Raw genomic sequence first — 18,480 nt, forward strand, 5'->3', positions numbered from 1 at the left:
GGATACTATGTTATATCAGGATATTCCAAGAATTTATACGGCAATAGCAGAGTGGGGATCATGTCTGGTTTATCTTTATATCCTAAAAAAAGAAAACATGAAATCTGTACATTTTCTTACAGGCAGTCTTTTCATGTTGGCAATGCAGAGTATTTTTCTGACTTTGACAGGCAGCGTAACTGAAATTTTGTGGATTCCCTGTATGATGATCGCTGCAGGTATGATGTATGGATTTCTTATGGTCGGAGGAAATATGAAGCCTCTGGGAGCGGCTTATTGCTGTGCCCGTGCATTTGTTCTTGCTGAGTTTGCAGCTTCGCTGCAGTGGCAGATGGTATCTATTGTACAGGCATGGGGGAATCAGAGCCTTGGGGTTGAAATTCTGATCACGATGGTTGTTTTTGGAGGCTGCTTTACTATTGATATTTATTTAGAAAAAGATCTTCTGAAGCAGAATTATCTTGAACAGATGACAGTAAAGGAAGTAGTAGCGGCGGCAATCATGGCTGTTGCAATCTTTGCTTTTAGTAATCTGAGCTTTTTAAATGAAAATGCACCATTTGCGAGCAGAGAACGTGCAGATGTTTTTTCTATCAGAACACTGATCGATTTTGGAGGAATTGCAATCCTGCATGCTTATCAGAGCAGGATCAGTGAGTATGTTGCCGAGAAAGAACTTTCAGTAATGAATGTGATGCTGAAAAGCCAGTATGATCAATACCGAAATTATCAGGACAGCTTGGATCTTATACAAATGAAATACCATGATCTGAAACACCAGATAACGGGACTTCGTGCGGAATCAGATGAAGAGAAACGAAAAAAATGGATTGATTCCATGGAAAAGGAAATCGCTGCTTTTGAAAATATAAGCAGAACGGGGAATCAGGTACTTGATACGATTTTGGCAGCTAAGATTTTCCATTGTCGAAAAAATCATATACAGATTACCTGTGTGGCAGACGGAAAATTATTGGATTATATGCATGTAACAGATATATGTTCTATATTTGGAAATGCTTTGGATAATGCGATTGAACATGTAATTTTGATTCCAGATCCGGAAAAAAGACTGATCCATCTGACAGTATCCGCTCAAAAAGGATTTGTGTTTATCAAGATAGAGAATTATTGTGAAGCAGAAATTTCCAAAAATGAAGAGGATCTGGTTACAACAACAAAAAAGGATAGTAAAAACCATGGTTTTGGATTGAAGAGTATTCGTACAGCTGTAGAAAAATATGATGGTTCTGTAGTATTTGGAGTACAGCAGAATTGGTTTGAACTAAAGATTCTTTTACCCAGAGTATTGTGATGCTCTGGGTATTTTTGTTGCCAAGCATACGACAAAAAGGTCCGGTGGACCTTTTTTAGTATTTTGTGCCATCTTTGCTGCATCTGGTGCCAAAAACGGCATGAAACAATAACCATGTTATAGTAATGCTAACAGGAAATGACACCTGAAAAAGACGAGAGAGTCAAAGGAGGAAAAAAGAGAATGATCAGTGTTGAAATGGAAGATGTTCTGGCGGTATTACAATTATGTAAACCGTATATTATCGGTATTGTTACTACACTTGTAATTGGAATCGTAATTATGATTGCATGCCGCAGGATGTCCAGGGACAAAAGATTTCTGATAAGAGGGGAAGCTGCGATCGCAATGGTTCTTGCAGTTGCTGTCTGCGTAAATATGATCTGTTTTGGCCCAATGGCTACGTTGATCGGACTGGCAACGGGAAATGGAACTTTAAGTGATGCAACAAATGAAGAAGCTGCAGGAGTAGCGGAAGAGATAATGGAAGACGGAATTGTTCTTCTGAAAAATGAAAGCCTGCTTCCTTTAAATGAAACAAAAAAACTGAATATTTTTGGATGGGAATCTATTAATCCGGCTTACGGAGGAGCTGGTTCCGGTGGAATTAATGATCTGTATGATATTGTCAGTCTGAATCAGGGACTTGAAAATGCCGGATTTTCTATTAACCAGGAACTGGTTGATTTTTATAACAATTATGGTGCAGATAATCCGGAAATGTCTATCCAGAAACAGAGCTGGACATTACCGGAGCCACCTGTAGATACTTACAGTGATGAGCTTATTAAAAGTGCGAAAGAGTATTCTGATGTGGCAGTTGTGGTTCTTTCCAGAAAAGCAGGTGAAGGTCATAATGATATTCCTATGGATGTAAGAAAAGCAGCATATGATAATAATTCTGATGAATATGATGATTTTCCTGAGGGAGAGCATTATTTACAGCTTTCACAAACTGAGAGAGATATGGTGGATATGGTTTGCTCAAACTTTGATAATGTGATTGTAATTTATAATGGAGCAAATCAGTTTGAACTTGGCTTCGTAGATGAATATCCTCAGATTAAATCTGTTGTATGGTGCCCAGGAACGGGAAATGTGGGATTTAATGCACTCGGTAAAGTATTTTCAGGTGAAGTCAATCCTTCCGGAAAAACACCGGATACATTCATTTATGATATGACGACTGCTCCGTGGTGGAATAATGCAGAAAAAACGGAGTATACAAATCTGGCAGATATGGCCGTTGAAGGAATGAACGCAGGAACCGCTCAGGTGTATGCTCCGGCATTTACGAATTATGTGGAAGGCATTTATGTAGGATACAAGTACTATGAAACAGCTGCACAGGAAGGTTCGATTGATTACGATAAGACTGTACAGTATCCATTTGGATATGGGTTGAGTTATACGGAATTTGAACAGAAAATGGGTGAACTGGAGGAGAAAGACGGACAGATTTCTGTAGATGTAGAAGTAACCAACACCGGAGATGTTGCCGGAAAAGATGTAGTAGAAGTGTATTATAAACCGCCATATACAAATGGCGGAATCGAGAAATCTTCTGCAAATCTGATCGAGTTTGCAAAAACAGATCTGCTTCAGCCGGGAGAAACTCAGACTGTTACAGTTACATTCAGTATAGAAGATATGGCTTCTTATGATGAGAATCATGCAAAAGCATATGTTCTTGAAAAAGGGGATTATGTGATTTCAATCAACAGCGATTCACACACTGTGCTGGATCAGAAAACTTATACTGCAGGTGATGATGTAGTATATAAGGGAGAAAATAAAAGAGCATCAGATGATATTGCAGCATCAAATGTATTTGAAAATGCAAAAGGCGATGTGACATATCTTTCACGAGCAGATCATTTTGCAAATTATGAAGAGGCTACAAAAGCGCCGGCATCTGCAGAACTGGGTGAGCCATATGTTTCTGAATATCATCTGAACAGCAACTTTGATAAGACTACATACCTCAATGATGAGGATGTAATGCCGACAACGGGAGCAGATAATGGACTTACATTAGCTGATATGCGTGATGCTGATTATGACGATCCTCGTTGGGAAAAACTTCTGGATCAGCTTACTGTTGATGAAATGGCAAATATGATTGCAATGGCGGGTTATCAGACAGCTGCGATGGATTCTGTGGGAAAAGTGGCTACACTTGATTTCGATGGACCAGCAGCAATTAATAACAACTTTACAGGAGTTGGTTCTATTGGATTTCCAATTGAAGTTGTGGTTGCTTCCACATGGAATAAGGAACTTGCACAGGCCTGGGGTGAATGCATGGGCAAGATCAGCCAGGAAATGGGTGCAGAAGGTTGGTATGCACCAGGTATGAATACTCATAGAACTGCATTTGGTGCAAGAAACTATGAATATTTCTCAGAAGATGGAGTTCTTTCAGGAAATATGGGAGCAAAAGCAGTAGAAGGAGCAAGAAACTATGGAGTTTATTCTTACATCAAGCATTTTGCTATGTATGAAGGCAACGCCAAAATGGTAAGTGTCTGGTCAAATGAGCAGGCAATCAGGGAAATCTATCTGAAACCATTTGAAATTTCTGTGAAACAGGGTGGCGCAAATGCGGTTATGGTTTCCTGGAGTTTCCTTGGAGATAAATGGACTGGAGAAAGCAGCAACCTTATGAAGACAGTTCTCAGAGATGAATGGGGATTCAGAGGAATGGCACTTACAGATTTCTTCCGAAACAATGGTCATGGATTTATGAATGCAGATGCAGCATTGGCAAATGGAGTAGATGCAATGCTGTCCACATTCAACGGAGAAGAGAACAATGTAGCTAATCCGGAGCATCCAACATCTGTACTTCAGATGAGAAATGCCTGCAAAAATGTCATGTATACAGTTGTAAGCAGCTGGGCTTATGATGGAAAACACAAAGAAATAGGTATGGAAAACTGGAAAAAAGCAGGAATTGGTATCGACGTAGTAATAGCACTTTTCATAGCAGGAATGGAAGTATTGGTAATCAGAGGATATAAGAAAAGAAAGAATGCTGAATAAGGATGAAAGAGGGATGGAAAACAGTTATGAAGCAGCAAAAATTGGTTGAAAAGATGACAATAGAAGAAAAGGCAGCGGTACTCAGTGGAAAAACTGTCTGGCAGACCAGAGAAATTGACAGGCTTTCCATCCCGTCCATCTTTCTTTCAGATGGACCGCATGGAATCAGAAAACAGGCGGGAGCAGGAGATCATCTGGGACTGAATGCATCCTTGAATGCAACCTGTTTTCCCACAGCAGCGACGATAGCAAACAGCTGGAATCAGGATCTGGGGGAAGAGATTGGACAGGCTCTTGGAGAGGAAGCAGCAAGTATGGATGTAAATATCCTGCTTGGTCCGGGATTAAATATTAAAAGAAGTCCATTATGTGGAAGGAATTTTGAATATTTCTCAGAAGATCCATATCTTTCCGGGAAGATGGCAGCGTCATATATTCGTGGAATACAGAGTAAAGGCGTTTATGCCTGCCCGAAGCATCTGGCGGTTAACAGTCAGGAACTTCGGAGAATGGCAATGGACGCAGTTGTTGACGAACGGACATTAAGAGAAATCTATCTGACCGGTTTTGAGATAGCTGTTAAAGAAGGACACGCAAAAGCAATCATGAGCAGTTACAACCAGATTAATGGGATTTATGCTAATGAGGACAAACATCTTTTGACAGATATCCTGCGCAAAGACTGGGGATTTGATGGAATTGTAGTAACAGACTGGGGCGGAAGCAATGACCATGTGAAAGGTGTTGCTGCCGGATCAAATCTGGAGATGCCGTCCTGTGGGTACGATTCTGCAAGAGAAGTGATTGAAGCTGTCCGAAATGGAAAGCTGAAGGAAGCGGATTTGGATGAAAGAGTTGGAGAACTGGTGGATGCAGTGACGGAACTGACATCAGAGAAGAAGCTTTCAGATAAAAATTTTGACAGAAACGCACATCATCAACTGGCAAGGAAAGCAGCAGCAGAAAGCATGATTCTTCTGAAAAATGAAAAACAGATTCTTCCGCTGGATACCAAAAAATCCATCGCTGTTATTGGAGATTTTGCTTTTTCACCCAGATATCAGGGAGCAGGATCTTCTATGGTCAATCCTACAAAAGTAGAAGATATGTCATCGATTTTGCAACAATATGATCTGAATATTCTGGGAATGACAAGAGGCTATCAGAGAAATGGAGAAGTAGATGAGAATGATAGAAAGTTTGCGTTAAATTTGTCTATGAACGCGGATATTGTGATTTTCTGCTTTGGCCTTGATGAGATCAGTGAGTCAGAAGGACTGGACAGAACCCATATGCGTATTCCACAGAATCAGATAGATCTTCTGCAGGATATCAGTAAAGTGAATGAAAATATTATTGGAATACTGAGTGCAGGATCTGCGATAGAAATGCCATGGCACACCTGCTGCAAAGCGATTTTGCATGGCTATCTGAATGGACAGGCAGGCGCTTCTGCAACATTGGATATTCTGACCGGAAAAGTGAATCCATCAGGAAGACTGGCAGAAACATATCCCATATCTTATGAACAGACACCGGCATTCCGATATTATCCAAGTAATGAGAAAACATCGGAATACCGCGAGAGTGTTTATGTAGGATATCGCTATTATGATACTTCAAAAGTACGGGTGCAGTTTCCATTTGGTTTTGGACTTTCCTATACGGAATTTACATATTCTGATCTTATCATAGAAGAGGATGGAATCAAAGTTTCAGTTACCAATACAGGTGACAGAGACGGAGCTGAGGTTGTTCAGATGTATGTAGGACTTCCTAATGCAATCGTGTTCCGACCGGAAAAAGAACTGAAAGGTTTTGCAAAAGTTTATCTAAAGGCAGGAGAAAGCAGACAGCTCAGGATTCCGTTTGATGATAAGACTTTCCGTTATTGGAATATAAAAACGGGACAGTGGGAAATAGAAACAGGAACTTATCAGATTATGGTAGGAGCCAGTGTTGCAGATATTCGTTTAACAGGTATGACCGAGAGAACAGGAAATAGTAAAGGGTATCCGTATAATCCGGCAAAAATGCCTTACTATTATACAGGAATCGTGCAGAAAATATCAGATGAGGAATTTCGTGAACTTCTTGGCCATGAGATACCGAACAGAAGATGGAGTGGAAATCTGGAAATCAATGATGCAATTTGTCAGATGTATTATGCAAAAAGCCGACTTGCAAGACTGATATATAGATGTCTCACAAAAATGAAAAAGAAGAGTGAGGCACAGGGAAAGCCAGATCTGAATATTCTTTTTATTTACAATATGCCGTTCCGGGGGATTGCCAAGATGACCGGCGGGGCAGTCAGTATGGAAATGGTATATGGAATTGTCGATGCTGTGAATGGTCACTTTATGCTTGGAGTAAAAAAAGTAGTTGGCGGATATTTCAGAAACAGAAGAAATAATAAGAAATATGAAAAATTATTAAAAGGAGCCGGAGGGAAGTGCAGATGAATCATATAAAAAATATATGGAAATGTTTTGAAGAGAAACATTCTGCTATTGCAAAATGGCTTTATCAGATATTCTATTTTGTTATATTCAGTATGGGCGTGACAGTATTCCAGTATCTTGTATTTACATTTTTACCAGGGATTTTGGGAATTGGTCTGGCTGGTACAGAATTTATGTGGCCAAAGGTTTCCATGAATCTGTTTGGAGTAAAATTTACATGGAGTTTGCTGGGGTATAATGTATTGCGTGATGCAACGGGGAATATACTGATCGGTGGTGGACTTGGCTATTTTATCAGTTATGAATTGGGGTCATTTCTTGCACAGTGTATTAATTTTCCACTGCAGAGAAATATTACTTTTAAAAGCCATGGAAATCCTGTATATCAGGCAATCTGGTATTTTGTTGCATGGGTGGTAATCTCACTGATTTGTAATGGATTTAATAATCTGTGGATGCCGGTTGCATCTGCATATGTGGCACCGGCAGTCTATAACATGCTTGTGACAATTATTACAGGTGGAGTTTCCATGGTGATTTTTTTCTTTGTGTTTAAAATTATTTTCCCAGAGGGGAAGGCTGAATAGAAGAAATTAGCAAGTATGCCTGAAATCTAATAATAAAAGAGATGAGGAGTAGTAAGAAAATCAGACAAATATATTTTTCCAAGAATTTGTCGTAAAAATGTGGTCAAACCAAGAAAATCGAGTGCGAAAGAGAATGTTACGCCATGCACAGCTCGGGAAAGAATTCCCTCGCTGTAGGGCTGTCGCCCTATAAAATAGCAAAAAAAGACGCCTTTGCAAGTAAACTAGCAGGGCGTCTTTTTTCACCATTTTGCATGGCTCGTAGCGTTCACAAAATCTTCACAAAATAATTAGCACTCGCCTCTTGACAGTGCTAATAATAAGTGTTATATTACAGCTAGAACAAAGGAAGAGGGATACAAAGAGAGGAAAAGAAGAAAACCTCCGGTATCCGGAAGCCTTTCCGTTCCAAAGAAACAGGTAAACAAAAAGATCCGGTGAAAAGAAAAACCGGAGAAAAAGCATGGATCAGGTTCCATGAGAAGAATAAGAAGGAGCGATGACTTATGTTAATGCCTAGTATTTTTGGAGAAAATTTATTTGATGACTTTTTCAACGATTTTCCGTTCTATGATTATGACAAAGAGATGAAGAATACAGAAAAGAAACTGTATGGCCGCAAAGCCAGCCATGTGATGAAAACAGATATTCGCGAGCTGGATAATGGCTACGAGGTAGTGGTTGACCTTCCGGGCTTCACAAAAGATGAAGTTCAGGCCACACTGGAAAATGGTTATCTGACCATCAGTGCAGAGAAAGGTCTTGACAAAGACGAGAAAGAAAAAGAGAGCGGCCGCTACATCCGTAAAGAGCGTTACGCAGGTGCATGCAGCAGAAGCTTCTATGTAGGTGAGGATATTACCGAAGAGGATATCAAGGCTGAATTTAAACACGGTCTGCTGAAACTCTTCGTACCGAAGAAGGAAGCAAAACCGGCTGTGGAGCAGAAAAAGACAATCTCCATTGAAGGATAAAAGAAAAAAAGCAAAAGCGTTTGCCGCCCGGGAATGTTAAAATTCCCGGGCGGCAAAATTTTTATCTTTTCTGGTACATCCCGAGGGAAAGAATCCGGAATACGCGGGCGGATATACGTGATTTTCGGATTCGGAAAATAAATTGTATACAATAATGTACTTGCTATTTGGGAACAGGTCGGATACAATAGGCGTGACAATTACAAAATGAGAGAACTCGTATCAAAAGGAGAAATCATGAAGAAAAGAAGAAGCGTACTTGCGCTGCTTTTAGTTGCAGCTCTTACTGTTGTACTTGGCGGATGCCAGGATGGCAAGGATGGGAAAGCAGATTCTTCCGATACCACAAGTTCTCAGGTATCAACGGAATCAACCCCGACAGGGGAACCTGTTATGGGAGGTTCCATCACGGTAGGAATTCCTCAGGACATTGAGGATAGTCTTGACCCACACAAATCTGTTGCGGCAGGAACGAAAGAAATCCTATTCAATATTTATGAGGGCCTTGTAAAGCCCGATGAAGAAGGAAATCTGAACGATGCGGTGGCAGAGAGTCATTCGATCTCGGAGGATGGAAAGGTTTATACCTTCAAGCTCCGGAATGGTGTCAAATTCCACGATGGAACGACCGTCACTGCAGAGGATGTAAAATATTCAATCGAACGCTGTGCGGGTATCAACGGAGACGGAACGCCTCTGGTAGAGGCATTTTCCAATGTGGACAAGGTTGAAATTCCGGACGAGAGCACGATCGACATCTATTTAAAAGAGGCAGACACCGAGTTTCTTGCCTATCTGACGGTAGCGATTGTACCTGAGCATGTGGAAGATCTGGAAGCAGATCCGGTCGGAACAGGCCCGTTCCACTATGTATCACGGTCCCCGCAGGAAAACATTGTCCTTGAAAAATTCAGCGATTACTGGGATACGGAAAATCAGGCGTATCTGGACAAGGTAACATTTCGAATTGTCAAGGACAGCAATGCAGTCGTAACAAACCTGAAATCCGGTACACTGGACATGTATGCACGTCTCAGTTCCACACAGACAGCGCAGCTTGCCGAAGATTCCGATTTTACGATTTATGACGGCGGTATGAACCTGGTACAGGCGCTGTATCTGAACAATGCCGTGGAACCGCTCAACAATGTGAAGGTGCGCCAGGCGCTGTGCTATGCGGCAAACCGCCAGGAAGTGCTGGATATGATTGCGGACGGAAAAGGAACGATCATCGGAAGCAGCATGTTCCCGGCATTTGGAAAATATTATGTGCCGGAACTGTCAGAGCGATATAATCAGGATATTGAGAAGGCAAAAGAACTGTTAAAAGAAGCCGGATACCCAGATGGATTTGAGCTTACGATTACAGTGCCGAACAATTATCAGCAGCATATCGATACAGCCCAGGTTCTGGTAGAGCAGCTTAAAGCGATCGGTGTTACTGCCAAAATTCAGCAGGTCGAGTGGGACAGCTGGCTGTCGGATGTATATGCAGACCGGAAGTTCCAGTCCACGGTTGTCGGCGTTGATGCGGCATATCTGACCGGACGCGCGTTGCTGGAACGGTTTACCTCAACATCATCCAAGAACTTTATCAACTACAGCAACGAAGAGTATGATAAACTGTATCAGCAGGTTAAGACCAGCACGGATGAAGAGGAGCAGGTTGAGATTTACAAAAAAATGGAAACACTGCTCTGTGACGATGCGGCAAACCTGTATATCGAGGATATGGCATGTGAGGTTGCACTTCGGAGCGATTTTGCGGGCTATCGGTTCTATCCGCTGTATGTGCAGGATATGGCGAAAATTTATAAAGTAAAATAGTAGCTATTCCGTTACGGCTCGCTGGGTACCGGTGGGCGGTAACGCTATTTCAGGCAGGAAAAAGAAAAACTCTCATTCGATTGTCAAATCTGCCTGAAAAGAGATAAAATCTGAAAAAACAGAGAAAAAGCGGCGCAGAATTGCTGAAAAGAAGCAGTCTGCGTTGCTTTTTCTCTCTGTCGATAGAATCTCCGAAAATATGTTAGGCTTGACTTTTTTTTCAACACTGCCTACTATAGAAAAAGACAGAAAAAACATAAGGGCTTCGCGGCGATGCGTGAGGCCCTTTTTATCTAAGCTAATGTTTCTGAATGTATTGTGGAAAGAAGGGGAACCCATGACAGATTTTCTGGTAAGATGTTTTGTAAAAGAGTATGAGAACACTGACAATGCGGATGTGCGGACGAGATATGGTATTTTATCCAGTATGGTAGGAATCTGCTGCAATGTATTGCTGTTTGCCGCCAAGCTGCTGATCGGTGTTGGGATGCATTCTCTGGCGATCATGGCGGATGCGTTCAATAACCTTTCCGATGCGGCATCTTCGGTCATCAGCTTTGTTGGTGTCAAGATGGCAAACAAACCGGCCGACAAAGAGCATCCGTTCGGGCATGGACGGATCGAGTATATTGCAGCGCTGATCGTTTCGTTTCTGGTTATTGAAGTCGGCTTTACGTTTTTAAAGAGCTCCCTGGAGAAAATTCGCAATCCGGAAGAGATCACATTTCAGATGGTTCCGTTTTTGATTCTGGTGCTCTCGGTTGGTGTAAAGCTGTGGATGGCGCTTTTCAACCGAAAACTGGGAAACCGCATTCAGTCGAAGGTGATGCTGGCAACGTCGGCGGATTCCATGGGCGACGTGATCACGACGAGCGCAACGATCGCTTCTATATTGATCTGCCATTTCCTTTCGGTTAATATCGACGCAATCGCAGGACTTGTTGTGGCGGTACTCGTTATGTGGTCCGGTATTTCCATTGCAAAAGATACATTGGAACCGCTGATCGGGCAGGGCGCGGATCCGGATCTGTATGCACGGATCATGAAAGAGGTTGCTTCCTATGAAGGAATTGTAGGAACCCATGATCTGATTGTCCACAACTACGGGCCTGGCAGAAGTATGGCATCGATCCATGCGGAGGTGCCGCGAGATGTCGATATCGAGGTATCGCATGATATTATCGACCGCATTGAACATGAGGTCGGCAAAAAATTGGGGATTCTGCTGGTCATCCACATGGATCCGGTGGAGATCCACGATGCGACGGTTCTTGCGACAAAGGAGAAGGTAAGAAACGTAATTTCCATTCTCGATCCGGAGCTTTCCTTCCACGATTTCCGTATGATCAACGGGGCGGAGAAAAAGAAGCTGATTTTTGATCTTGAAATCCCGTATTCTTATAAGAAGAAAGACTGTGATCGCGTGATCGGGCAGATCGGGGCGCTGATGAAGGAAATGGATGAGAAGTATGAATGCGTCGTCAACATCGACAAAAAATACGTGGCGGGAGAGTGACAACGGCCGGGTTGAGCCGTCAAATCCCTTCCAAAATGTTCCAAAAGTCAGTTTTTTGAAAAAAATAAAAAAATTTCAAAAAAGGTGTTGACTTTTCTCTTGCGATAGTGTATTATACATTTTGTCGCAAGGCAATGGGCTATCGCCAAACGGTAAGGCAACGGACTCTGACTCCGTCAGTTCCTGGTTCGAATCCAGGTAGCCCAGCTCATTAAAAGGTCTCAGGTCTCGTACCTGAGGCCTTTTTCGATGCTCAAAAACAAATACAGCAGGAGGAACGAAACGATGAAGTATTCCTTTACGAGCAGAATCCGCTACAGCGAAATCGGTGAGGACGGAAATCTCACCCTGCCGGGGCTGATCAATTACTTTCAGGACTGCAGTACCTTCCAGTCGGAAGCGATCGGCGAGGGCGTTGCGGAGCTCAAAAAACGAGGCTGCGCCTGGGTGCTGTCCGCGTGGCAGATTCATGTGCGCCGCTATCCATCCCTTGGTGAAGCGGTAAAAATCACTACATGGGCGAGCGGCTTCAAAGGATTTCTTGGCATGCGTAACTTCACGATGGAAACAGAAGACGGCGAAATGCTCGCCTGTGCCAACTCCATCTGGTCTTACGTCAATATGGAAACGGGTCATCCCGTCCGCGCACCGAAAGAGACGACAGACGCCTATGGCATTGACGATCCGATCGACGAGGATTTCGGCGAGCGCAAAGTGAAAATGCCGGAAGCAGATTTCATCGGCGAACCGTTCCCGGTGCAGCCGCACAACCTCGATACGAACCACCACGTCAATAACGCACAGTTCATTTCCCTTGCCGGTGAATGCCTTCCGAAGAACTTCACCGTGCGCCGGATGCGCGCCGAATACAAACAGCAGGCGCACCTCGGCGATGTCCTGCATCCGCTGCGCGCCGAGACGGAAAACGGCTGTTTTATCTCGCTGAACGATGAAAAAGGACAGCCATACGTAGTTGTGGAATTTCAATGATTGTGGTACAATCGGAAAGAATAAGATACGAACGTAATAAACACAATGAGGAAAGGGGAATTTGCCATGAGAGCGCAGAACCTTACACTGTTAACCGATTTATATGAACTTACCATGATGCAGGGCTACTACGAGAACCCGTCCGATCAGATCGTGGTATTTGATGCATTTTACAGAAAGAATCCATGCGGCGGCGCATACGCCGTATGTGCAGGACTTGAGCAGGTAATCGAGTATGTCCGCGATCTTCACTTTTCACCGGATGACATCGACTATCTCCGTTCCCTCCATATTTTCAACGATGATTTCCTGGAGTATTTAAGAGGCTTCCATTTCACCGGAGATATCTATGCGATCCCGGAAGGAACCGTCGTATTTCCAAGAGAACCGCTCTTAAAAGTTGTCGCTCCGATCATGGAGGCACAGCTTGTAGAGACCGCGATTCTGAACATGATCAACCATCAGAGCCTGATCGCGACGAAAGCATCCCGCGTTGTTTACGCGGCAAAGGGCGACGGCATCATGGAGTTTGGACTCCGCCGTGCACAGGGACCGGATGCCGGTATCTACGGCGCGCGTGCTGCCATGATCGGCGGCTGCATCGGAACCTCCAATGTCCTGACCGGACAGATGTTTGACGTTCCAGTCAAGGGAACCCACGCACACAGCTGGATCATGAGCTTCCCGGATGAGTACACCGCATTCAAAACGTATGCGAAAATGTATCCGGAAGCATGCATTCTTCTCGTAGACACCTACGATGTTCTCGAATCCGGTGTTCCGAATGCGATCCGCGTCTTCAAAGAGATGAGAGCAGAGGGCTTACCGATGAAGGGCTACGGCATCCGCATCGACAGCGGTGACCTGGCTTACCTGTCGAAAAAAGCATATCAGATGCTCGAGGCAGAAGGTTTCGGTGATGCCATCATTTCCGCATCCAGTGACCTCGATGAGTACCTGATCGACAGCCTGAAAACCCAGGGTGCGAAGATCAATTCCTGGGGCGTCGGCACCAACCTGATCACATCCGGTGACTGGCCGGCATTCGGCGGCGTTTACAAGCTGGCAGCAGCAAAAGATAAAGATGACGCAGAATTCACACCGAAGATCAAGCTGTCCGAGAACTCCGAGAAAGTAACAAACCCGGGCAATAAGACGATTTATCGTATTTATGATAAAGAAACCGGAAAGATCCGTGCCGACCTGATCTGCCTCGCAGACGAGACCTTCGACGAGAGCAAAGATATGATCATCTTCGACCCGATCGAGACCTGGAAAAAGACGAAGATCAAAGGCGGAACCTACACCTTACGCGAGCTCCTCGTTCCGATTTTCCAGAAGGGCGCATGCGTCTACACTTCTCCATCCGTCATGGAGATCCGCGACATCTGCACCAGAGAGAAAGATACCCTCTGGGAGGAGTCCAAACGTCTGGTCAATCCGCATGAGGTTTACGTGGATCTGTCCGACAAGCTGTACCACATCAAGAGCGACCTGCTCGAGGAGATGAGCATGAAGGCTCTCGGCGAGCAGTAAGAAAGGAAGTCAAATGTTAAATATAGGAAGAAAGCAAAAGCTGGTAGTAGTAAAGAAAGTAGAATTCGGTATTTATCTTGGGGAGACCCGGGAAGCAGGCGAGAAGGAACGTGTTCTTCTGCCGATCAAACAGGTGCCGGAAGGAACAAAAGAGGGAGATGAGCTGGAAGTATTTCTGTACCGCGATTCCAGCGACCGTCTGATTGCGACAACCAGAGAGCCGAAGCTGGTGCTTGGAGAGCTGGCTGTCTTAAACGTAGCTGCTACCGGAAAGATCGGAGCATTTCTGGACTGGGGTCTGGAAAAAGATCTGTTTCTTCCGTTTAAACAGCAGACCCGCCGCCTCCATCCAGGTGATGAGGTTCTGGTTTCCCTCTACATCGACAAGAGCGACCGTCTCTGCGCAACGATGAAGGTTTACCATTTCCTGAAAACCAATTCTCCGTACGTCGTAGGCGATATCGTAAAGGGAAGAATCTACGAGATCAGCGGAAACTTCGGCGTTTTCGTTGCTGTTGATGACCGCTACTCCGGCCTGATTCCAAAGAGAGAAGCACAGGCAGACTATCATGTCGGCCAGGAACTTGAGTGCCGCGTTACAGAAGTCAAAGAGGACGGAAAACTCTCCCTGTCCGCACGCGGAAAAGCGTACGAGCAGATCGCAATCGATGCAGAGAGCGTTCTTTCTGTGATCGAGGAATTTGCAGGTGTCCTTCCATTTGATGACAAAGCATCACCGGAAGTGATTCAGAGAGAATTCGGCCTCAGCAAAGCAGCATTTAAGCGCGCGGTCGGCCATCTGATGAAAGAAAAACAGGTTGTCATCCGCGACGGTAAAATCTGGACGGCAGAAAAAGCAAAATAAGAAAAAATCGGGCACTGGACAGGAAGCACATCCTCTCCGGTGTCCGTTTTTTTGTGTCAGACAGCAGATAAAATTTTGAAATTTTTTCTGCGCCCGGTTTGCGGTTGCGCGAAGAGAGGATTGCGCTTATAATATGATCTATATGACAAAAAATGACACAGGATCTGATGGAGAGCGATGAAGAAAAAGAAAAGTAAGAAAAAAACATCTTTTATTTCCAAAACCGCAATGACGGTTTTGACGATCATTCTGATTATTCTGTTTTTCTGCATTATGTCGATGGTCGAGAAAATACAGGGAACGGCCCGCGTTGTCAACTATGCCGGTCTGGTGCGCGGAAAAACGCAGCGGATTATCAAGCTGGAGGATGCGGGAGAACCGCAGGATACGATGATTGCAGACATCAACGCTTATATCGACGGTCTGCAGAACGGAAGCAGCGAGCTGGATCTGGTGCGCCTGGATGACCGGGATTTTCAGGATAAGATGACTGAGCTGGCATCGTATTTTGAAGAGCTGAAGGCAGAGATTCTTCTGGTGCGTGAAAAAGGATATGAGAATACCGCGATTATCGAAAAGAGTGAGACCTTTTTCAAAATCTGTGACGAGGCGACGGGCCTTGCGGAAGCGTATTCGCAGAGAATGGCGTCTTCGCTGAAGAAGCTGGAGCAGGTGGTAGTAGGAGATATCATCGGTCTGGTGTTTGTCATCGGCATGGAGCTGATCAAGGCCGTCCGCTATGCGGCGATGAACCGTATTCTGCAGAAGAAAGTCTATCTCGATGAGGCGACGGGCCTGCCAAATAAAAATAAATGCGAAGAGATTCTGGAGGAAAGCGACGGAGGAGAAGAAATTTCCGGCGCGTATGCGGTCTGCGTGTTTGACCTCAACAATCTGCGCACGATCAACAACAGTCTGGGTCACGACAAGGGAGACGAATATATCCGTTCCTTTGCCGTTCAGCTTCGAAAAGCAGTCCCGGAGGAGTATTTCGTCGGAAGAAACGGCGGAGATGAGTTTCTTGCCATTCTGCGCGGACTGAACCGCGAAGAAGTGGAAGCGTGCATGAATCACATCCGCACGCAGACGGCAGAATATTCCCGCCAGCACCCGGAGATGCCGATCAGCTACGCCGGAGGCTATGCACTGTCCACGGAATTTGAAGACTGTGATATCCGGGAACTGTTCCGCCATGCGGACCAGAACATGTATATCGACAAAAACCGCGCGAAGATGGAAGAAGCCGCCGCAGAGCGGAAGATCAGCCTGGAAGCGCTGGACGTCGTAAAGAAAAAGGGATACCATTTTTCCAACTGTATTTACTGCAATGCAAGACAGGACCAGTACCGGATTCTGCGTGCCGTTTCGGGCTTTTTCCTTGCCGAGGACGGCAGCTATACCGGTGCGGCCGAGCATATTGTGCAGGGCATCACGGATGAGGAAAAGAGAAAGGAAATGCGTAGAATGCTGGATCTTACCCATCTGAAGGAGTGCTATCAGAAGGGAGAAGAGAGCGTAGAAATTCTGTACGAGTATCAGGAGGGCAGCGAAGGGGAAGCGCTCTGCCGGGGAAAAGTCACCATTCTGTTCTACGACGCGGCCGAGGATGGCGGACTGCACCATTTTCTGATGGGCTTTGAGCGGTTCCGCTCCAATGGGGAAGCTGCTCGGAATGAAAAAGAACAGCTCGACCAATACTATGAACAGATGAAACAGTCGATCATTGAAAACAGCCACTACGCCGAGGCACTTCTCGAGACGGCCGAGGCCGTGTTCGCCGTTGATCTGACGAATGATTCGCTGGAGCAGATTTTTTACCACAGCGGGCAGAAGAAATTTGACCTCAATATAGATCTGCCGTGTTCCTACGAGAAATACTGCGGGGAATGCAGTGCGTTTGTCGCGGAGGAGACATTGGAATCATACCGCATTGTGGATTCCTCGAAGAAACTGCTGCAGCGCTTTGAAAACGGAGATAAGCAGGTAGTCGTGGAGTATCAGGAAACAGATGAGTCTGGCAGAAGAATATGGTTGCAGAAGACGGTTCTTATGTCACAGGATACCGTCTACGACCGAAAGACAAAGCGGGAGAGCGTTGTGGTACACGGCATGATCCTTTTCCGTGATACGTCAGAGTTCCACAGCCGGGAAGAGAGGGAGAAGATACAGCTTCAGGATGCCTTTAGAGCTGCAGACAGTGCAAGTCGTGCAAAAACAGAATTTATGAACCGCATGAGCCACGATGTGCGCACGCCGATCAATGGCATTATGGGCATGCTGGATATCATCCGCAAAAACCGGCAGGATGAGGCAAAAGTGGACGACTGCCTCGATAAAATCAATCTTTCCGCAAGCCATCTGCTGGCACTCGTCAACGATGTGCTCGATATGAATAAGCTGGAGTCCGGAAAAGAGACGATCGAGAGCGTTTCTTTTGACCTGACGCATCTGATGGATGATGTAGCATCCCTTGTCAATGCGCAGATTGCGGAGATGGGCATTACCCACCGTACGCACCGCGGTGAGCTGACGCACACGAGACTGATCGGCAGTCCGCTGCGCCTGCGGCAGATTATGCTGAATCTCTTCAGCAATGCAATCAAGTACAACAAGCCAGGCGGAATGATCGATACGTATGCGGGCGAAGTCTCCTGCGACGGAACCCGGGTCGTCTACGAGTTCCGCATCATGGACAGCGGTATCGGAATGAGCAGCGAATTTATCGAAAAAGAGCTGTTCCATCCGTTCACACAGGAGAAGTCCGGTGCGAGAACGCAGTACAAGGGAACGGGCCTTGGCATGTCGATCGTCAAAGAACTGATCGAAAAAATGCAGGGCACGATCGAGGTAACGAGCCAGCAGGGCGTCGGAACGACGTATGTATTCCGGCTTCCGTTTTACATTGACTGCGAGGGACAGCGGATTCAGGAAGTAAAGACACGGATCGCAGGAAAAGAGCTTGTCCGCTTCCACGTTCTGCTTGTCGAGGATAATGAGATCAACATGGAAATCGCCGAGTTTTACCTGACCGATCACGGTGCGACGGTGGAAGAGGCATGGAACGGCCGCGAGGCGGTCGAAAAGTATGCGGCGAATCCGCAGAAATTTGATGTGATTTTAATGGATCTGATGATGCCTGTGATGGGCGGCCTTGAGGCAGCGCAGCAGATCCGCGCCATGGAGCTTCCGGAAGCAAAACAAGTCCCGATCATCCCGATGACGGCGCAGTCCTCCGAAGAGAGTAAAGAGGGATGCCGCGCAGCGGGCATGAACAGCCATCTGACCAAGCCGATCGAGCCGGACAGCCTGGTGCAGACGATCTTGGAGACAACGGAACATGCCTTTGGAAAATAGAGGAGA

The 18,480-nt window shown here is 45.3% G+C and carries 11 protein-coding genes and 1 tRNA gene; all 12 read left to right on the plus strand.

Annotation, left to right across the window (positions count from 1 at the left end):
• Nucleotides 1-7 precede the first annotated feature (7 nt).
• On the plus strand, nt 8-1,315 hold the full coding sequence (locus DXD02_RS07565) for an ATP-binding protein (protein ID WP_118666649.1): 1,308 nt from the start codon (nt 8-10) through the stop codon (nt 1,313-1,315).
• A gap of 183 nt (nt 1,316-1,498) precedes the next feature.
• A complete protein-coding gene (locus tag DXD02_RS07570; RefSeq protein WP_118666650.1) occupies nt 1,499-4,360 on the plus strand; it encodes a glycoside hydrolase family 3 C-terminal domain-containing protein in 2,862 nt (953 codons plus the stop codon).
• 26 nt (nt 4,361-4,386) lie between these two features.
• Entirely contained in the window at nt 4,387-6,825 is a 2,439-nt protein-coding gene (locus tag DXD02_RS07575) for a glycoside hydrolase family 3 C-terminal domain-containing protein (RefSeq protein WP_243106466.1), read from the plus strand.
• The gene (locus tag DXD02_RS07580; RefSeq protein WP_005423172.1) at nt 6,822-7,412 is read left to right on the plus strand and encodes a hypothetical protein; all 591 of its coding nucleotides are present in this window, start codon (nt 6,822-6,824) and stop codon (nt 7,410-7,412) included. The genes DXD02_RS07575 and DXD02_RS07580 overlap by 4 nt, the downstream gene beginning before the upstream one ends.
• Before the next feature lie 506 nt (nt 7,413-7,918).
• Nucleotides 7,919-8,386, plus strand: a complete 468-nt coding sequence (locus DXD02_RS07585) for an Hsp20/alpha crystallin family protein (protein ID WP_117510053.1) — start codon at nt 7,919-7,921, stop codon at nt 8,384-8,386.
• 237 nt (nt 8,387-8,623) lie between these two features.
• A complete protein-coding gene (locus DXD02_RS07590) occupies nt 8,624-10,213 on the plus strand; it encodes an ABC transporter substrate-binding protein (RefSeq protein WP_117510054.1) in 1,590 nt (529 codons plus the stop codon).
• Nucleotides 10,214-10,550: 337 nt separating this feature from the next.
• Nucleotides 10,551-11,729, plus strand: coding sequence for a cation diffusion facilitator family transporter (locus tag DXD02_RS07600; RefSeq protein ID WP_117510056.1), 1,179 nt, complete (start codon nt 10,551-10,553; stop codon nt 11,727-11,729).
• 135 nt (nt 11,730-11,864) lie between these two features.
• Nucleotides 11,865-11,936 (plus strand) — tRNA-Gln (locus tag DXD02_RS07605).
• Nucleotides 11,937-12,014: 78 nt separating this feature from the next.
• Nucleotides 12,015-12,719, plus strand: coding sequence for an acyl-[acyl-carrier-protein] thioesterase (locus DXD02_RS07610; RefSeq protein WP_117510057.1), 705 nt, complete (start codon nt 12,015-12,017; stop codon nt 12,717-12,719).
• 66 nt (nt 12,720-12,785) lie between these two features.
• A complete protein-coding gene (locus DXD02_RS07615; RefSeq protein ID WP_055218976.1) occupies nt 12,786-14,255 on the plus strand; it encodes a nicotinate phosphoribosyltransferase in 1,470 nt (489 codons plus the stop codon).
• A gap of 13 nt (nt 14,256-14,268) precedes the next feature.
• A complete protein-coding gene (locus DXD02_RS07620) occupies nt 14,269-15,120 on the plus strand; it encodes a CvfB family protein (protein WP_022462037.1) in 852 nt (283 codons plus the stop codon).
• 177 nt (nt 15,121-15,297) lie between these two features.
• Nucleotides 15,298-18,474, plus strand: a complete 3,177-nt coding sequence (locus DXD02_RS07625; RefSeq protein WP_118666652.1) for an ATP-binding protein — start codon at nt 15,298-15,300, stop codon at nt 18,472-18,474.
• Nucleotides 18,475-18,480 lie beyond the last annotated feature (6 nt).

The sequence above is a fragment of the Blautia sp. TF10-30 genome (assembly GCF_003481245.1).
Classification (GTDB): Bacteria; Bacillota; Clostridia; order Lachnospirales; family Lachnospiraceae; genus Fusicatenibacter; species Fusicatenibacter saccharivorans.